This is a genomic window from Fulvivirga marina (genome assembly GCF_016775155.1).
GTDB lineage: Bacteria > Bacteroidota > Bacteroidia > Cytophagales > Cyclobacteriaceae > Fulvivirga > Fulvivirga marina.
Map to the genome: position 1 here is coordinate 163,906 of NZ_JAEUGD010000023.1, position 17,857 is coordinate 181,762.

At 38.8% G+C, this 17,857-nt stretch carries 20 protein-coding genes; 15 read left to right on the forward strand and 5 right to left on the reverse strand.

All coding sequences use genetic code 11. The annotated features are described in order from the left end of the window. The first annotated feature begins 134 nt into the window (after window positions 1–134). From JMN32_RS07660 to JMN32_RS07700, 9 genes are all read left to right on the forward strand, one after another. Window positions 135–2,672, forward strand: coding sequence for a PAS domain-containing protein (locus tag JMN32_RS07660; RefSeq protein ID WP_202855721.1), 2,538 nt, complete (start codon window positions 135–137; stop codon window positions 2,670–2,672). 11 nt (window positions 2,673–2,683) lie between these two features. Then, window positions 2,684–3,115, forward strand: coding sequence for a response regulator (locus JMN32_RS07665; protein ID WP_202855722.1), 432 nt, complete (start codon window positions 2,684–2,686; stop codon window positions 3,113–3,115). Continuing rightward, window positions 3,108–3,632: a response regulator gene (locus tag JMN32_RS07670; RefSeq protein WP_202855723.1), complete on the forward strand. Its 525-nt coding sequence runs from the start codon at window positions 3,108–3,110 to the stop codon at window positions 3,630–3,632. The genes JMN32_RS07665 and JMN32_RS07670 overlap by 8 nt, the downstream gene beginning before the upstream one ends. A 47-nt stretch (window positions 3,633–3,679) precedes the next feature. After that, on the forward strand, window positions 3,680–3,862 hold the full coding sequence (locus JMN32_RS07675; RefSeq protein WP_202855724.1) for a HAMP domain-containing histidine kinase: 183 nt from the start codon (window positions 3,680–3,682) through the stop codon (window positions 3,860–3,862). Beyond that, a complete protein-coding gene (locus JMN32_RS07680; RefSeq protein WP_202855725.1) occupies window positions 3,852–6,221 on the forward strand; it encodes a hybrid sensor histidine kinase/response regulator in 2,370 nt (789 codons plus the stop codon). Before JMN32_RS07675 ends, JMN32_RS07680 begins: the two co-directional genes overlap by 11 nt. After that, window positions 6,199–6,561, forward strand: a complete 363-nt coding sequence (locus tag JMN32_RS07685; protein WP_202855726.1) for a response regulator transcription factor — start codon at window positions 6,199–6,201, stop codon at window positions 6,559–6,561. Before JMN32_RS07680 ends, JMN32_RS07685 begins: the two co-directional genes overlap by 23 nt. Before the next feature lie 7 nt (window positions 6,562–6,568). Beyond that, window positions 6,569–7,225: a response regulator transcription factor gene (locus JMN32_RS07690; RefSeq protein ID WP_202855727.1), complete on the forward strand. Its 657-nt coding sequence runs from the start codon at window positions 6,569–6,571 to the stop codon at window positions 7,223–7,225. Window positions 7,226–7,531: 306 nt separating this feature from the next. After that, entirely contained in the window at window positions 7,532–8,005 is a 474-nt protein-coding gene (locus tag JMN32_RS07695) for a hypothetical protein (protein WP_202855728.1), read from the forward strand. Window positions 8,006–8,048: 43 nt separating this feature from the next. Then, window positions 8,049–8,780, forward strand: a complete 732-nt coding sequence (locus JMN32_RS07700; RefSeq protein ID WP_202855729.1) for a sensor histidine kinase — start codon at window positions 8,049–8,051, stop codon at window positions 8,778–8,780. A gap of 523 nt (window positions 8,781–9,303) precedes the next feature. Here the strand turns inward: JMN32_RS07700 and JMN32_RS07705 are convergent. Next, the gene (locus JMN32_RS07705) at window positions 9,304–9,651 is read right to left on the reverse strand and encodes a YraN family protein (protein ID WP_202855730.1); all 348 of its coding nucleotides are present in this window, start codon (window positions 9,649–9,651) and stop codon (window positions 9,304–9,306) included. 50 nt (window positions 9,652–9,701) lie between these two features. Here JMN32_RS07705 and lipB point away from each other — a divergent pair, with 50 nt between their 5' ends. The 5 genes from lipB to JMN32_RS07730 all read left to right on the forward strand — a co-directional run bounded on the left by lipB (window position 9,702) and on the right by JMN32_RS07730 (window position 14,819). Continuing rightward, on the forward strand, window positions 9,702–10,424 hold the full coding sequence (gene lipB, locus JMN32_RS07710; RefSeq protein WP_202855731.1) for a lipoyl(octanoyl) transferase LipB: 723 nt from the start codon (window positions 9,702–9,704) through the stop codon (window positions 10,422–10,424). Beyond that, on the forward strand, window positions 10,421–10,825 hold the full coding sequence (locus tag JMN32_RS07715) for a hypothetical protein (RefSeq protein ID WP_202855732.1): 405 nt from the start codon (window positions 10,421–10,423) through the stop codon (window positions 10,823–10,825). Before lipB ends, JMN32_RS07715 begins: the two co-directional genes overlap by 4 nt. 1 nt (window position 10,826) lies before the next feature. After that, a complete protein-coding gene (locus JMN32_RS07720; protein WP_202855733.1) occupies window positions 10,827–11,543 on the forward strand; it encodes a 3'-5' exonuclease in 717 nt (238 codons plus the stop codon). A gap of 119 nt (window positions 11,544–11,662) precedes the next feature. Continuing rightward, on the forward strand, window positions 11,663–13,825 hold the full coding sequence (gene rnr, locus JMN32_RS07725; protein WP_202855734.1) for a ribonuclease R: 2,163 nt from the start codon (window positions 11,663–11,665) through the stop codon (window positions 13,823–13,825). A 19-nt stretch (window positions 13,826–13,844) separates the two neighbouring features. Beyond that, a complete protein-coding gene (locus tag JMN32_RS07730) occupies window positions 13,845–14,819 on the forward strand; it encodes a polyprenyl synthetase family protein (RefSeq protein WP_202855735.1) in 975 nt (324 codons plus the stop codon). Window positions 14,820–14,938: 119 nt separating this feature from the next. Here the strand turns inward: JMN32_RS07730 and JMN32_RS07735 are convergent, their stop codons facing one another. Together JMN32_RS07735 and JMN32_RS07740 are read right to left on the reverse strand one after the other, a co-directional pair. Further along, entirely contained in the window at window positions 14,939–15,163 is a 225-nt protein-coding gene (locus JMN32_RS07735) for a hypothetical protein (RefSeq protein ID WP_202855736.1), read from the reverse strand. A 3-nt stretch (window positions 15,164–15,166) separates the two neighbouring features. Then, window positions 15,167–15,424, reverse strand: coding sequence for a hypothetical protein (locus tag JMN32_RS07740; RefSeq protein ID WP_202855737.1), 258 nt, complete (start codon window positions 15,422–15,424; stop codon window positions 15,167–15,169). Between the two features lie 124 nt (window positions 15,425–15,548). On the opposite strand from JMN32_RS07740, the gene JMN32_RS07745 reads away from it, so the two are divergent. Beyond that, window positions 15,549–16,034, forward strand: a complete 486-nt coding sequence (locus JMN32_RS07745) for a helix-turn-helix domain-containing protein (protein WP_262896703.1) — start codon at window positions 15,549–15,551, stop codon at window positions 16,032–16,034. A gap of 15 nt (window positions 16,035–16,049) precedes the next feature. Here JMN32_RS07745 and JMN32_RS07750 read toward each other — a convergent pair whose 3' ends face one another. Continuing rightward, window positions 16,050–17,270, reverse strand: a complete 1,221-nt coding sequence (locus JMN32_RS07750; RefSeq protein ID WP_202855739.1) for a tetratricopeptide repeat protein — start codon at window positions 17,268–17,270, stop codon at window positions 16,050–16,052. A gap of 94 nt (window positions 17,271–17,364) precedes the next feature. Further along, window positions 17,365–17,535, reverse strand: coding sequence for a hypothetical protein (locus JMN32_RS07755; RefSeq protein ID WP_202855740.1), 171 nt, complete (start codon window positions 17,533–17,535; stop codon window positions 17,365–17,367). Window positions 17,536–17,857: the final 322 nt, after the last annotated feature.

Sequence of the window (17,857 nt, forward strand, 5' to 3'; positions counted from 1 at the left end):
TTTATAAGTTGCCTCTCTGGCTACAATTTTGCCTGTATTATCTTACATGTGCCAATTTTATGTATTTCCAAAAGTGAGAACATTTTACTAGATTACTTTATCACTAGTTTTCTGGAACGGGCAATAATAGTACCATGATGAAAAATATTAGGAGGCATTTTTTCATTAGTTGTATCCCATTATCATTTTTGGTATTCAGTACAGTGGCTAATACTACACCAAATGAAATACCAACAACATGCCATGTTTCTTATGAATCAAATGATGTAGTAGCAGTTCAGCCCGGGTTTATAGCCGGGCTTTTTAGCGTAGAAAACTGGCCAGCCAGGTGGAATTGCGGAATATGGACCCCATTTCATGGGTGGCTATATATTGTTTCTGATTTCCTGATCTGGTTCGCATATTTTCTGATCCCTATGATCTTGGGGTATTATTTGTATAAGAAAGAAAATGAGGTTCCCTTCAAGTCCATATTTTTGCTTTTTATTGCTTTCATTCTTTTCTGCGGACTTACACATTTTGTAGATGCAGTTATATTCTGGTGGCCGGTATATAGGCTTAGTGCTTTGATAAGGTTTATTACTGCAATGGTTTCCCTGGGAGCAGTATTTGCTTTGGTGAGGCTTACGCCTGAGGTACTGAAATATAAAAGTCCCGAGGAGTTAGAAAAGCTGGTTTCTGAGTTAACCGCACTCAACAGGAGGCTAAAGGATGAGATTCTACAGCGACAAAGGGCAGAGGGCGAATTAAAACGGCTTAATGAAGATCTGGAGAGAAAAGTGGATGAACGTACCCAAGACCTTAAAGCATCTAATAGTATTCTAAAAAGAACTAATGAGCTTTTTCGATCGGCTCAAGAAGCTGGTAAAATTGGGGTTTGGCAGATGAATGTAGATGAAAGTTCAATATACTGTTCAGAAGAAGTCTATCGTATTCTTGAACTCAAAAGCATAACCGATTTCAATTTTGAAAAGGCCCTTGGCTTTGTTCATAAAGACTACCGCAATAAGTTGAAGCAGGTGATTGCTCATGCCGAGAAGACTTGCGAGAGTTATGACATAGAAGTCAAAATGGTAACGGCTGAAAAAAACAGTATTTGGGTCAGAGTTGTTGGTTTACCCGTGGTTAAATATGGAAAAATGGAGTCACTAAGGGGGCTGCTAATGAATATAGACCAGGCCAAAGCTTCTCAGGAAAAAATGGAAGCCGGTAAAAAGGTGCTTTCATTGGCACTTGAAGCCGGTGAAATTGGAGCTTGGAATTGGAATATTAAAACAGGCTCCCTCCAATGGGATGATTATATGCACAAGTTAATGGATCATCCTAAAAAAAACTTTCGGGGCATCATACAGGACTTCACTGAACGCATCCATCCAGATGATTCTGATTTGGTGAGTCGGGCTATAGGAGACACTATTCGAAAAGATATTAAATATGATATTATCTATAGGATAATCACTATGGAAGGAGAAATCAGAATACTTCATTCAAGGGGAGAAGTTAATAAAGATGAATATGGAGAGCCCATAGGTATGATTGGCATCTGTATGAATATCACGGATCAAAAACTTTATGAGAAAAACCTTAAGGAAAGTGAGCAAAGGCTTAAAGCTACAATTGATTATAGTCCCATAGGAGTAGCACTCTTAGGAACGGACGGCAAGTTACTGAAAGTAAATAAGGCGTTGACAGAAATGCTGGGTTATGTTGAGGCAAGCCTTATTAAACTTGGACTTCATAAAATTACTAATCCGGATGATCGAAACCTTGATCAGAAATACCTTCGAAAATTGCAACAAGGTAATGTACATACATACCAGTTGGACAAGCGGTATTTAAATGCAAAGGGAGAAGTTATATGGGTTCAGCAGAATGTTTCAGCGGTACGGAGTACCAAGGGTAATATTAAATACTTTATTACCCAAATTATGGATATCACTGAGCGAAAAATGGCAGAAAGGCGTATTCATGAAGTGGTCAGACAAAGAACAGCCCAACTTGAGGCAACCAATCAGGAGCTAGAGGCCTTTAGCTATTCCGTTTCTCATGATTTACGATCACCGCTTAGAAGTATTCACGGATTTAGCCAAGCACTGATGGAGGATTATTCAGAGCAGCTAGATGGCACTGGTAAGGACTATTTGAATAGGGTGTCGTCCGCCAGCGTGAGAATGGGTAGGCTGATAGATGACCTTCTTGGCCTGTCAAGAATATCCAGACAAGAGATAAATTTTCAACCTGTTGATGTCACCCTTCTTGCGATTCATATAGTAGAAGATCTAGTCAACGATCAGTATAGCAAAACAGAGTTTGTTATAGCACATGGCTTAAATGCTCAGGCAGATAAAGGTCTACTTAATGTGGCGCTGGAAAATTTGATTGAAAATGCAGCAAAATATTCAAGGAAATCGAGTGCTCCAAAAGTGGAAATTGGTGAAGAGATCATTAATCACAAGCAAGTATTTTATATTAAAGATAATGGGGTGGGGTTTGATATGAATTATGCCGATAAACTTTTTGGAGCGTTTCAAAGGCTGCATGGAGACCGTGAATTTGAAGGTACTGGGATAGGCCTGGCCACGGTTAAGCGTATAATTCACCGTCATGGAGGAGAGATATGGGCTAGAAGTGCCATAGGCAAAGGGTCGACATTTTACTTTACACTAAACTAAAATAACCCATAATGTCTGGAAAAATATTACTAGTTGAGGATAATGAAGATGATATAACCCTGACTCTGCGTGCTTTAAAAAAGAAAAATATAGCCAACGATGTCATTATTGCGCGTGATGGGGTTGAAGCGTTGGACCTTCTTTTCGGGCGTAATGGTAAAGGTGTTTTTAGGCCGGCTTTGATTCTTCTTGATTTGAAGCTTCCGAAGCGAGATGGGTTGGAGGTATTAAAAGAAATAAGAAAGTACGAAAGTACAAAAGGGCTATCTGTGGTAGTGCTAACCACATCTAATCAGGAAGAAGATATTATTAAAAGCTATTCTTTAGGGGCGAATAGCTATATAAGAAAGCCAGTGGATTTTGTTCAGTTCACCGAGGCTATTGGTCAACTGGGTCTTTATTGGCTTGTGTTAAACGAACCTAATCCACAGATCAATGAGTAATATATTAAAAATACTGGTAATAGAGGATTCGGAAGATGATTACGAGCTGCTGCTAAGAGAAATCAGGAAAGGTGGATCCATGACAGAGGCAGAGCGTGTGGAGACGGTTGAAGATTTAGAAAAGTCTTTAACTGAACGGTGGGATCTTGTTATAAGTGACAACAGATTGCCTCGCTTAAATGCTCCTACTGCACTTAGTGTAACGCGATCAAGAAATGAAAATGTTCCATTTTTTATTGTGTCAGGGACTATTGGTGAAGAAGCAGCGGTAGAAGCCATGCGTGCTGGAGCTAATGATTATATTTTAAAGGGTAATCTTAAACGCTTAATACCAGCTATAGAGCGGGAATTAAAAGAGGCTCACAATCGGTTAAGGCGACGGGCTATAGAGCAGAAACTGGCTAAAAGCCAGAAAATGTATCAATTTTTATCGGGAAGCATTGAAGATGCTTTCATAGCGCTTAATAAAGACCTTAAGATTATTCATTGGAATGGTGCCGTCAAAAAGGGAATTTAATATCAACGATAGAAATATTTTAGAAGCTACAGGATAAAGTTTTTGATATGTTTTACAGGGCGCATGAGTTCTCGTTAGGGTCTGGACTTGGCTTGTATATCGTTAAAAATGCAATTGAAAAGGTCAATGGCTCGATTATGCTTGAAAGCAAGAAAGATGGAGGGTTTAAATTTGATGTTATAGTTCCCGACTGGAAACAGCCACCGGAAACAGATTACGATGAAAATTAAAGAAAAACAGGAGTTTGCTAAAACGCAAGTTAACAGATGGAAACCTATTAATGTAGTGATCATTGAGGATTCCGAGGACGACTATGAGCTTATAAAAAGAAGAGTTCGGCATGAAGGATATCAGATAAATGCCATACGGGTGGAAACTGCTGATGAATATGAGGCAGCACTTGATAAAGAGGAGTGGGATGTGATCATTAGCGATAATTCATTACCGCATTTTAATGCCAAGTCGGCTTTAGAGATCACCAGAAAAAAATATCCTCATATGCCTTTTATCATTGTGTCCGGAACCATTGGAGAAGAGGCTGCTGTAGAGGCCATGAGGTTGGGTGCTAACGATTATTTGTTGAAGAACGATATGGCCAGGTTAATGCCTGTTATTGAGCGAGAGATTAGGGATGCCGAATTGATCAAAGCTAAGAGTTTGGCAGATATGGCTTTAGAGGAAAGTCAGGAGCGTTATAGGCTACTAGCAGAGAACATTCAGGACCTTGTTTGCCTACATAGTTCGGATTCAACATACCTTTGGGTGGGCCCTTCTACGGATCGTATATTAGGGTACCACGCAGAGGAATTAATAGGTAAAAAACACCTGGATTTAATTCACCCGCAAGACCTTAAGGAAAAAAACATTAGCCCTTTTGATCAAAAAGCAGAGGGTGAATGTAAACCCATTTCATATCGAATGAGGCGCAAAGATGGTGTATACATTTACGTTGAAACCATGGTTCAACACGTCTATGAGGAAGATCGGTTGATTAGAATTGTCAGTACTTCCCGAGACATTACAGAGCAAAAGCTTGCGCATAACCTGCTCATAGAGAGTGAGGCCAAGTATCAGGGAGTTATAGAGTCTATTGCTGAGGGACTTGTATTGTATGATGATAAAGGTCGTATTGTGACATTCAATAAGAGTGCATCGAAAATATTAAGGTCAAAAACTACCAACGCTCGTAAATTTGAGGAGGAACTTACCGACAGGTACCGCTTCTTTAAACCAAACATGGAAGTTTTTCCTTCGGATAATTTTCCCTCTAAAGTTACCCTACGAACGGGTAAACCCTGCTCGCAGATAATTATGGGAGCCAAAGACAGGGGGGACTTGATTTGGCTGTCCATCAATTCAGAGCCGTTTTTACAGCCTAATGGTCGCCTGGGTGTTGTAGTCTCATTTTCTGATATCACCGAACAAAAGTTATATGAAGATCGCGTTACGTCTGTTGCCAGAGAGTTGACAACACTTATTGATACAGCCAACGCTCCGATTTTTGGTATTGACTGGAACGGGCGTATCAATGAATGGAATCAGGTAAGTGCAAAGCTTACCGGGTATTCTAAAACGGAGGTGCTAGGTAAGAAACTGATCGATGAGTTTATTCTTGATGGATACAAAGTTGCTGTTACTGATCTGCTTAAAAATGCTCTGAGAGGTAAAGAGGTGACAAACTATGAGCTACCTATTTATACCAGAACAGGAAAAGTAGTGACAATACTATTTAATGCTGCTCCTCGAAGAAACCTCAGTTCTGAAATAATCGGAGTTATTGGTGTAGGGCAGAATATAACAGAGCTTATCGAATATCGTGAAAGATTGGAAATGAAGGTTGCTGAGCGCACCAAGGAGCTTAACGAGGCTTTGCTAAAAGAAAAGGAACTGGTAGCACTTAAGTCAAAGTTTGTTTCCATGGCCTCTCATGAGTTTAGAACTCCCTTGTCGACCATAACCTTTGCCACCAATTTCATTAAAAGATACAAAGCAAAGCTTAGCATTGACGAAATGGAACGCAAGCTGGATAAGATTGAGGAGCAGGTGGGTCATATGACTTATCTATTAGATGATGTCCTGCTGATAGGTAAAAGCGAATCCGGGAAAATAAGGCTGCACCGAATAGTGGTTAACATTAAAGATTTCTGTAAAAAAATTATAGAAGAGGTTACGCATAGTACCAAGAAGACACACAAGATTTTGTTTTCGATAGCTACCGAGGAAAGAGATATTGCCATAGATGAAAAACTTTTAAGGAATATATTGATTAATCTTTTAACCAATGCCATTAAATTTTCTCCAGGAAAGGATAGAGTTCTTTTGGATGTTATATGTGCGCATGGAATGTTGAATATGCAGGTCAAGGATTGGGGAATGGGTATTGAAAGAGAGGATCAGGAAAAAATATTTGAGCCTTTTCACAGAACTAATAGTGCTGGTGCTATTCAGGGTACAGGGCTGGGGCTTTCTATTGTTAAGAAGGCTGTGGAGTTGCAAAAAGGCTCAGTGGAGATTGATAGTGAGGTTGGAAAAGGGACCAAAATAAAGATTCAGATTCCATTAGTCGATGAAAAAGATATTAGTTATTGATGACACGCTACACCTTCTGGAAGAAATAAGTGATTTGCTGCAAATGGAAGGATATGAGGTGATTACTGCATATGATGCTTTTGAAGGTATGCGTAAAATTAGTACTATGAATCCTGATTTGATTATTACAGACTTATTGATGCCAGAAATGAATGGCTTTGAGTTAATTTCTAAAATAAGGTCTATAAACAAACATCAGCTTACCCCAATTATTGTACTTTCTGCTCAGGCAACTAAGGAGACAGAACAAAAGACCAAGGAATACAATGCCGATGCTTACATAAGGAAACCCTGTACTGCAGATCAACTTATTTCGTCTATAGAAAAACTGCTTAAATAAAATTAAAATGAAACATATCCGCGTACTTTTAGTAGATGACCATGCCCTAATGAGAGAAGGTATAGCATCTATGTTAAAAAATGTAGAGTTCATTGAGGTGGTGGGCAAGGTTGAAAGTGGGGAGGAAGCCATAAATGCCGCCCAGGAGCTATACCCTGATGTAATACTCATGGATATAATGATGAAAGGAATGACAGGTATAGAAGCTACGCGCTGGATCAAGGAGCAAAATAATAATGTAAAGATTATACTTCTATCTGGAGAAGTGAATCAGGATTATATATCTCTAAGCGCAAAGGTTGGAGTGAATGGCTACTTGCCCAAGGATGTAAGCAGAGAGGCTTTGATAGATGCGATAAGGAAGGTTTATGGTGGAGAAAAGTATTTTAGTCCTTCCATTATGAATATTGTATTTGAACAGTTCTATAATCAAGAGGCTGATGAAAAGAAACCAGCTCAGAAAAGTAAGGAACTTACTACCAGAGAGTTTGAGGTGCTTGAGCAGGTGGCTATGGGAAAGTCTAATCAGGAAGTGGCTGATGCATTATTTATTAGTATTAAAACCGTTGAAACTCACAAAACAAACATACTTTCCAAGCTAGGACTAAAAAATACTGCTGAACTTGTAAAATATGCCATTAAGAATAATATCATCGAACTTTAGATTTGGCTCTAAAGTTTCAGGGTTTACCCTGATATACTCATTAGTGTTTTAACTACTTCCCTTAAAGTTACCCTAGCATAGTTCAGGTTGTCTAGGCTCAAAACATTCAGCACATTGTCAAAAACTCTTTATTCCAGCTTTTCTGCCATATTGTATAAGGATACTTCTGATTTTTCCTTTTCAGGAATTCTCTCATAAAAGCAGCCATGGTTATTGCCAAATTTGTAATACAAGATTTCGATAGCCATGACATTGTTTTATACATCTGTTAAATATTTTTTTAGAGCGTCGGCCTTTTTTTGTGTGATGGCTTTCCCATTTTTTAAGTCCAGCGCTCAATATCAACCTGAAGGCATAGCAGAAGAAGACAACTCCCTTTTTAGCCTTAAAGGTATTGAAGGTTCGTGTGACACATTGGTAAATGATGTGCTAGAGCGGGAGGCTCTCGATATTTTTGAGGATGGAGGGGGTGCTGCCTTCATTTTTGGCAGCACCTATATGCTAACTGAATTAAGTAATCAAAATATTAAATTTTATAGCCCTTCTATAGATTTGGCTGAACGGGAAGGTAATGAAAAACCTCTCGTAGAGAGCCATTTCTCAGTAGGGTTAATGCCACTAATTATTATCCTGTACATCGTGGTTATATACTGGGTTCAGGAGGAAAAAGACTTCGTTCAATTTTTTATTGAGACAAAGGCTGGGCTCCAATTGGGGTGCTGGCAAATAGTAAAAGTCTCGAAAGTACCAGCATTGAAGGTGTTAGTGCTGTTAATTTGAGAGTGAGATCTGATCGAAGAAATTAACCTAAACTAAAATCAAGATGGGAACAACACTAAAAATTAAGGAAATGAATCACATGCTTAACCAAGAGTTATCAGAAGCAAATTCAGTATTGGATAAATTTGTTTATAGTTGTTCTCATGATCTCAAAGGGCCTCTTGCCTCCATCAAAGGTTTGATCCGCTTGGCTGAAAAATCTACCAGAGATGATGTAACAGAAGAGTGCCTGCACCTGATCAATGAGAGTGTATTGCGTATGGATAACTTTCTAAAGTCATTAGAGTCTTATGTTGGTAATGCCCGTAGTCCCTTTGAAAGATCGGCAATCTATTTTAATGAAACTATTGCAAAGGTATTGGACCACTACCTGGAATATGTACGTTCAAATAAAATTAGATTTCGTGTACGTGTGAAGCAGGATCAAAAATTTGTGTCAGATCAGCTGCGCATATCCCTCATTCTTGAGCATCTCATTAAAAATGCTGTGGTGTTTCAGGATTTAAAAAAGACAGAAAAGTTTGTGGATATAGATGTGAAGGTAACTCCCAAGTATGCGACCATTGAAGTCTGTGATAATGGGGAAGGGATTTCAAAAGAAAATATCGATGATATTTTTCAAATGTTTTACAGGTCATCTGAGTCTTCCAAGGGCTCAGGCTTGGGGCTGTATATAGTGCAAGAAGCTGTCAATAAACTTGAAGGGGAGATTTCTGTGGCTTCCTCCAAAGGTGTAGGAAGCAATTTTATAGTAAAAATACCAAACAGTTTATAAATGGTTTTTTGATAGCAAACACAATATTACTATTTGGGCTGTCCTTATTTTTTGCAGCCTGCAACACTCAATAGATCCCCTCTTTGAGGGCGATGTTGAAAAATTGTATAATTAAGCAAAGTGAACATGAGTCAAACAGCACCATTAAATCATTCAAAGATGATTTATTAAGCTTTCAGGCGAAGTTTGATGAGTCCGCCATTTATAAAACAAAAAAAGAAGAAAATCAGGCTGATATCAATAAGCTTCTGGGTTTTTCAAACTGCGGCAGATCATCATAAGAATAGCACACGGTTTGGTTCGAGGTGGTACAATGAGCAATTGGAAGTAGAATAATAAATATATAACTTTATCTGACCTGAATAAATTGATTACCAGGCAGATGTGTTTGTTGTAAATCGAACATTTCGCGTGAAAGTCAATAAAAACCCGAATTGCTTGAGGATGTAAACCATATACTATTTCCTTATTTTGGAGGTGATGAGACCGCGCCCCATGATATTTGTGTGGCCGTGTATACCGATTAGTAGAAGGCATCTTCAAAATGAACAATTTCCAGGGTAGAGTAATCTATGGAGATCACATCAAACTGAACATCATGACACCAATTTTTTTCATGAATGTATTGATCAGCTCCTTCAATCACTTTTTTAATCTTGATGCCATTGACTGCATCTTCAGGGTATCCAAAAGAACTATAGCTTCTGGTTTTTACTTCCACAAAAACCAAAAGCTGTTCTTTTTTTGCGATAATATCTATTTCGGATCGTTTATAACGATAGTTCCTTTCCACTACTTCGTACCCTTTGGCCGCAAGATATTCGGAGGCCATCTGTTCTCCGTCTTTCCCCGTTTGCACTTTATTGTTCATAATTTCATTACCTTTACGCGATTCAAATATAAGAGTGTTTTGATTCGGCAGTGAACTCAACCATCAATAAAAAAGTACAATTCATCGATCTGGGTAGTATCGACTATAAAGAGGCCTGGGATTATCAGACAAAACTGTTTGATGAAATTGTTAGTTTAAAAATCAGCAACAGGAAACTTCCCATAGAGAAACAAGAAATAACACCAAACTACCTGATATTTTGTGAACATCCACATGTTTACACGTTAGGAAAAAGTGGTTCTGAAGAGAACTTATTGATTGATGCCGAAGGCCTAAAAGCTAAACAAGCAACATATTACAAGATTAACCGTGGAGGGGACATTACCTACCATGGCCCAGGGCAAATAGTCGGGTATCCTATACTTGATCTTGACAACTTCTTTACAGACATCCACAAATATCTAAGACTGTTGGAGGAAGGTATAATTGAAACACTTGCTGAGTATGGTATCAAATCAGGTAGGATTGAAGGGTTAACAGGGGTATGGCTGGACCACGAAGAACAGGTGAACCCGCGTAAAATATGTGCAATGGGTGTTAAGTCAAGTCGATGGGTGACCATGCATGGGTTTGCGTTTAATATTAATACTGACCTGGATTACTTTGGCAATATAGTGCCATGTGGAATCGATGACAAAGCAGTAACTTCATTAGAAAATGAATTGGGTAGAAAGTTGGATATCAATGAGGTAAAAGCCATATTGAAGACCAAATTGGCAGGTCTGTTTGAAATGAACCTGTTTTTAGAATGAGAAAAGATATTAAAGTACCTGAAGTTAAGAATGTAACACTAGCTGTTACCCGAGAAGTCAATAAGCTTAATCAGGCAGAGTGGAATGTTCATCTTATCAATAGAAACGAGCATGATATAGAAAACACCTTAGTGGCTTCAACAGGCTATGGAAAGGTAGGTGATGAGCATCAAAAAACGTCAACCCTAAGGCATTTTTTAGAAACCGTACCAGCTAAAAGCACGGCATTAATAGAGCCCATAAACTCTGACATTTTCCATCTCAATAATGAGTTTTGGGTGAGCTATTATATTGATGGTAAGATATATGACAAGAAGTTTATTTTTCTTCCCGATACCATCAAAGAAGATAACCTTATTTATATAAAAGAGTTAGATATGGAAGGAGTTCTTCATTCGTAATATGAAAGAACTGAAGGATATTTTATTTCTTGATATAGAAACAGTCAGCATATCAGAGACCTTTGAGGAGCTGAGTGAGCGGATGAAAACGCTGTGGAGCCGTAAGGCTTCATTTCTGAAAAGAGAAGAGGGGCTTACAGAGGATGAATTTTATTTTCAGCGCGCTGGTATCTATGCTGAGTTTGGTAAAGTAGTAAGCATCGGTATTGGTTTTTTCCACGCTGAAGAAGAGAGGCTGGAGTTGAGGCTCAAGGGGCTCTATAATGAAGATGAAAAAGCACTTTTGGAGCATTTTAATGTTGTTTTAGGTAAAATGAGGTCTGACAACCTGAAGTTGTGCGCGCATAACGGAAGGGAGTTCGACTTTCCCTATTTAAGTAGGAGGATGCTCATTAATGGTATTTCACTGCCGTCGGTTTTGGACCTTGCTGGTAAGAAGCCCTGGGAAATAAATCATATTGATACCATGGATATGTGGAAGTTTGGTGATTGGAAACACTATACATCTCTTGATCTTTTGGCAGCAATATTTAATATTGAGTCCAGTAAAACTGATATGAATGGCAGCGATGTAAATCGTGTTTATTATAAAGATCGAAAACTGGAAAAGATAGCTGATTATTGCCTGCAAGATGTGGCCGTAACAGCGCAATTATATTTAAAACTAAAGAATATCGCCGCAGTACCGTTTGAGGTTACCATCACGCCAGCCAATTAGTCTAAAAGGCTAACTAAGAGCCCTTAATCTTGTTTTAATTTTAAACATTTAGTATTGCTAGGGCGTAATAAGCATTAATTTTAATCGCATCTTTGTTTAGATGCATGACACAATAATTTATGAGTCAAAAGAAAGGAAAAAAGAAGAAGTCTGGAAAATCCGGAAGCATTAAAGAAAAACTAAAGGCCCGGATACTTTCTCTTCTTAACAATAATTATAACAAAGTATATACGGCAAGTCAGGTAGCCAAAAAGCTCGGCTACCGCAGAAAAGATTATAACAGAGAGATACCCTACGTGCTCTCTGAATTACAGAAGTATGGCAAGATTATTCAGCTGACTAACGGAAGCTACAAAAGTGTTAGTGAAGCTGAGTTCCTTATAGGTAAATTGGATCATGTCAATCCCCGTTTCGCCTACCTTTTAACGCCAGATGACAAAGAGGATGTATACATCAAATCTCAGGACATTAATTTTGCCATGGATGGCGATACCGTTAAAGTACAGCTCAAGGGTTCAGGGGTAGGCCGTAAGCCTGAAGGTAAGGTTGTAGAGATCATTGAGCGTGCGAGGGAACAGTTTGTTGGAAGGGTTGAGTTTTCTCCAAGATTTGCTTTTGTAATTGCGGATAACAAAAAGATACATCAGGACATATTTGTCAGGCTTGATGCAACAAGTGGAGCCAAACATAATGACAAGGTAATAGTAAAGATCACTCAATGGCCGGGGCGAGATAAAAGCCCTGAAGGTGAAATAGTAAATGTACTTGGTCCTGCCGGAGATAACGAAGCGGAGATACACTCTATAATGGCAGAGTTTGACCTGCCTTTTGAGTTTCCTGAGCATATTGAAAAAGAGGCAGAAGGTATCGTTGATAGGATTACAAAAAAAGAAATTGAGAAAAGAAGGGATTTTAGACAAGTACTTACTTTTACCATAGACCCTGAAGATGCCAAGGACTTTGATGATGCACTTTCTTTCAGAGTTTTGGACAACGGCAACTATGAGGTAGGTATCCATATCGCAGATGTAACTCATTATGTTCAGCCCAACACTGTGCTTGAGAAGGAGGCTTTTGACAGAGCTACTTCCGTATACCTTGTTGATCGTACCGTTCCTATGCTACCAGAGAGGCTTTCAAACGGCCTTTGCTCATTAAGGCCCAGAGAAGATAAGCTGACCTTTGCTGCTATTTTTGAAATGGATGATAAAGCCAATGTACAAAAGGAATGGTTTGGAAGAACTGTGATACATTCAGATAGGAGATTTACCTATGAGGAGGCTCAGGCGTGTATTGAAACCGGAGTAGGCGATTTAGTACAAGAACTTCAAAAACTTAACGATTTTGCAAAGAAGCTTAGAAAGGAAAGGTTTAATAAGGGAGCTGTTAATTTCGAGACTACGGAGGTTAAGTTTAAACTGGATGCAAAAGGGAAGCCTTTGGGAATTATCCCTAAAGTGAGGAAAGATGCACATAAACTCATTGAAGAGTTTATGCTTTTGGCCAATAGGAAGGTGGCTGCATTTGTGTATGAAATGAAGAAAGGTGAGGATAAGAATACTTTTGTATACAGGACTCATGACTATCCGGACCCTGAAAAAGTTGATTCATTTGCCCAGTTTGCAAAAAAATTTGGACACCAGCTCAGGACAGACCAAGGATCTATTTCTCAGTCTCTCAATAGCCTGATGACAACCATTGAGGGAAAACCTGAAGAGAACGTATTACAGCAGTTGGCCATCAGGTCAATGGCAAAAGCCAAATATACTACTGAAGCCATGGGTCATTTCGGGCTGGCTTTTAAACATTATACACATTTTACATCACCCATCAGGAGATATCCAGATATGATGGTACACAGACTTTTGCAACACTATCTAGAAAAAGGCAAATCTGTTAATAAAAATGATTACGAAGAAAAGTGTATCCATTCTTCCGAACGGGAGAAGAGGGCTGCGGATGCTGAACGGGCTTCTATCAAATATAAGCAGGTAGAATTTATGCAAAGTGTGGAAGACCGGGTTTTTGAAGGTATTATATCAGGAGTTACTGAGTGGGGGATTTTCGTTGAAATCGTAGAAACAAAATGTGAGGGTATGGTGCGAATGGTAGATATGAAAGATGACTACTATGAGTTTGATGAGAAAAACTATCGTGTTTTTGGCCGCAGAAATAAGAAGATGTACACTCTTGGTGATGAGGTAAATGTTACTGTGAAGAGTACTGATATAGATCGAAGAACCATCGACCTTGAATTTGTTGATAAGAAGGATATGGTTTAGTTTCGCCACTACATAACCCATGAATAACATAAAGCAACTGCAGGCTTTAATTTCAAAAGAAATTGAGCGAACTGAATACGGGCAGGCTCCGAGGGAGCTTTATGAGCCCATTGAATATATCATGTCATTAGGAGGCAAAAGGCTAAGGCCTTTGCTAACCTTACTGGCGTATTCACTTTACAAGGATGACGTGGAGTCAGTTTTGAGGCAGGCAATTGCCGTGGAGGTGTTTCATAACTTTACCTTAATGCATGATGACATCATGGATGAAGCGCCACTCAGAAGGGGTAAAAATACTGTACATGAGGAATGGAACCACAATACGGCCATACTTTCGGGCGATGTAATGCTGGTAAAAGCTTATGAGATGCTTATTACGGATCAGGCATCACTTACAGTGGAGGTATTACAGACATTTAACCAATGTGCACGAGAGGTTTGTGAGGGGCAACAACTGGATATGCTTTTTGAGAGCCGCAGGGAAGTTGCTGAAGAGGAGTACCTTAATATGATCAGGCAGAAGACAGCCGTATTGCTTGGGTTTAGCCTTGAGCTTGGAGGACTCCTCGCTGGTGCTGAAAAGCAAAACTGTGAAGCATTACAGAAGTATGGTATTAATATCGGCATTGGTTTTCAGCTGATGGATGACTTGTTAGATGTTTATGCAGACAAAGAGAAATTTGGAAAGCAGGTTGGTGGAGACATCTTGTCAAACAAAAAAACATTTCTGCTCATAAAGGCATTGGATAATGCAAAAGGTGAGCAAAAGAAGGAGCTTGAAGGCTGGCTAGAAAAAAAGCAGTTTGATCCGGAGGAAAAAGTAAAGGCCGTAACGAAGATTTATAACGACCTAGGCATAAAAGAGCTTACTGAGAATACTATGAATGAGTATTTTGAGCAAGGATTTAATTTTTTAAGGCGAATCGATGCACCCTTACATCGCAAGAGTGTTTTGAGAAAATTTACTGAAAGTCTAGCTGCCCGTGAAAAGTAGTGGCGTGTAGATTGATGCATCTATGTTAAGTGCTAATGCCTGTTTAATTGACACTTAAACAATGAGATGCATACAGCTCTAGCACCAAAATGGGGACCTGGGCTTATGGAGTTTGTTGGTCAATCCATCTCAGTGGCATTGCCGTTCATGAACTTATAGCTTTGAATTGACCGATCATATATAATAGATTGATCAGATTCATTCTTCAATGCTATGATGTAGTTCAACAATTGTCTCTTAGACACCCCCAAAGTTTCTGCGAGGTCTTCCGGGCTACCGGTGCTTTCCTGTTCTATTAGCTCCTGAAGCCTGTTAAATCTTGATAATATTTCTTGTAGTCCCATCCATTAAAGTGGTATATACCTGATCTGTGCTATATTACTTTTGCTCTTTTTTTCTAATATCTCAATCATATTGCCGTTACGTCTGTACTTGAGCTCTTTGTTAATCACACGATTTGGGTATTTATGCTCAAGCTCCTCTTCAGCAAGCCAGCACAGTGAAAACTCTTTAATCTCATCAAAAAAAAGCTGTATAGTAAAATCATGTTTACTATTCCGATCAAATTCCAGCCTCGGATAAATGTCTCTTTCGGTAAGTATCATAAGTTTTTAGGTTTATGGAGCGCAATGTTAGTGCGTTCATTTTGTTAAATTTCGTATCTTAACAGACATAACACTATTATTATTTACTAATTATCGTAAATTTGATTAAATATATACGGTTATCTTGAATAATAAAATTCTACTAGGCAATAAAATTGCTTTTTATCGCAAAAAACTTAAGATGACGCAATCTGAATTCATTGAGAAGGTAAATCAGGTTGCGGGTATTTCTTTTAGAAACGCTACACTTTCCTCATGGGAGAATGGACAATCATCCCCTACCAGTGATTTATTGCCTGTAATTGCCCAAATACTGGAAACGTCAGTCACCTATTTGTTTACCCCAGGTGAAGGTAATGACTTGGCAAACCCAACTGATACTTCTAACACCGAAGAGCCTGGTTTGTTCGATGCAGCTAAGGCAAAAACAGAGCTTTACCGCAAGTTATTTGAAGATAATCCTAAGGAGGCTTTTACGAATCTGTTGCAAGAGTATGAAGCCCTGGTTAATGTTAATGAACGCCTGAAAGAGGAAAAGCAAAAACTTGAAGGCAAACTATCTGCTTCGAGTGATTTTCTCACCCAGTTGATAAACATGAAGGGCAACTGAACAGCCCTGTAAGTCTTAAGAGTGAATGACCTTGTAAATTTTTCTGGCCGTGTCTTGAGCAAATTGTATCTTGCGGTTTTTGCGATATAGTATAATTAGTAAAGTAATCAAAATAACCGCTAGAACTGCCAATGCCCACTTAATGTACTGATCAATTTTTAACTGTTTGGCTAAGGCTCTGGCCTTTTCTTCACTGGCGAATTTATAGGTTGCGGCCTCTACCTGGTACTGGTTGTACATATCGTTGAGGTTTATCCTAAGCTCAAGCAAATCAGTGGTTAGTTGGTCTATGTTGTCGCTATATTTTAAGGCTTCCTGAAGGTTACCGTTTGCACGGTTGATTTCTTTTAGCTTTCTACATACCTCGAAGTACTCTTCGCTCATGGTTATTTGATGATCCTTGAAAAAGGAAAAACTCTTTTCAAAGAAAAGTTGTGTAGAATCCGAGTTTCTTTTTTCATATATGTATGCCAGGTTGGTATAAGCCGTGCCTATAAACATATGGTCGGAGAGCATATTGAGGGACTCTTTAAGGTATTTGTAAGCGGCCAGGGTGTCGTTAAATGTAAGGTATAGGTACCCAAGGTTATTATAAACTTCTCCTATGTCGTTTTTGTTTATGGCAGCTTCCATGGACTTTTCATAAGCGGCCCTGGCCTTTGGAAAATCATGTAGTGACCTATATATGCGACCAATGTTGTTATTTATCCAATATACCCTGTGTTTATCATTGGTAATTTGAGCCATATTGAGCGTTTCTGAGTATAAAGCCAAAGCCTCATCATAGCGCCCCATCTCCTGCAGTTGTAAGCCAGTGGCAGAGTTTACTTTTATCAGCCCAGCTGTGTCAGCAAGGGAAGTTCTAATTCTGATCACATCGTAGTAATATTCAAGAGCTTTGTCATGAAAGCCAGTGGCATTGTAAATATTGGCAATGTTCTCTGTAACATTAGCTACCTGCTTTATGTCTCCAAGAGTACGGTAAGCTGATAGAGCATTAAAATAATTGGAAACTGCCTCGTAGAACTTTTCATCTTTTTTCTGTAAATAAGCCATTAAGAAATAGGAGTTTGCCAAAAGCTTCTTTTCGTGTGACTCATTGGCCAAGTGATTTACTTTTTGGGCAAGATTGAGATTGGAGTTATGTCGAGCAGAATCATAGAGGTTCTGTAAATCTGATTGCGCAAAACACAACGAGCAGACCAGCAAAAAGGGGATAAAAACAAGTTTACTCATAAATATAATTTTTCCTACACCAAAATGTAAATTAAACAAAAAAGCCCGAATTTTATTCGAGCCTTTCTTTGAAAAACTTACATGTATAATTTTCTTAATGAGCAGGGGGGGGATTGTCATCAGTGTCTGGGCTTTTATCTCCTACGGTTGAAGTTGTGGGATCCGGTTTCTTCAAATCATACAATTCATCAGCGGCAGGATCACTGCAGGAAACAGCAATTAATAATAGTCCTAAGAAGGAGAGAAAAATTAAAGTCTTTTTCATATTTTAACCATTTAATTTGTTAGTATTCACTATTATATGGTAAATCTATGAAACATTAACTTGGCAAAATAAGCGTTCTTTTCCGTTTTTGGACACTTGACAGAGATATGCCTAAGTTGAGTATAAACTGGTGTATAAACTTTTAACACTGAGAGACAAAGGTTCGCGAAATCCACTAAAAATGCACTTTGAATATTACTCTCCTTTCGGAGAGCTATTAGAGATGCCAAATAGCGTCATGGAACTGGTGTAACCTTTTAGCTGCTACTTGAAATCGGAAGGTTGAAAAGTATCCTTTCTACTAAAAAACTATCATCGGCTG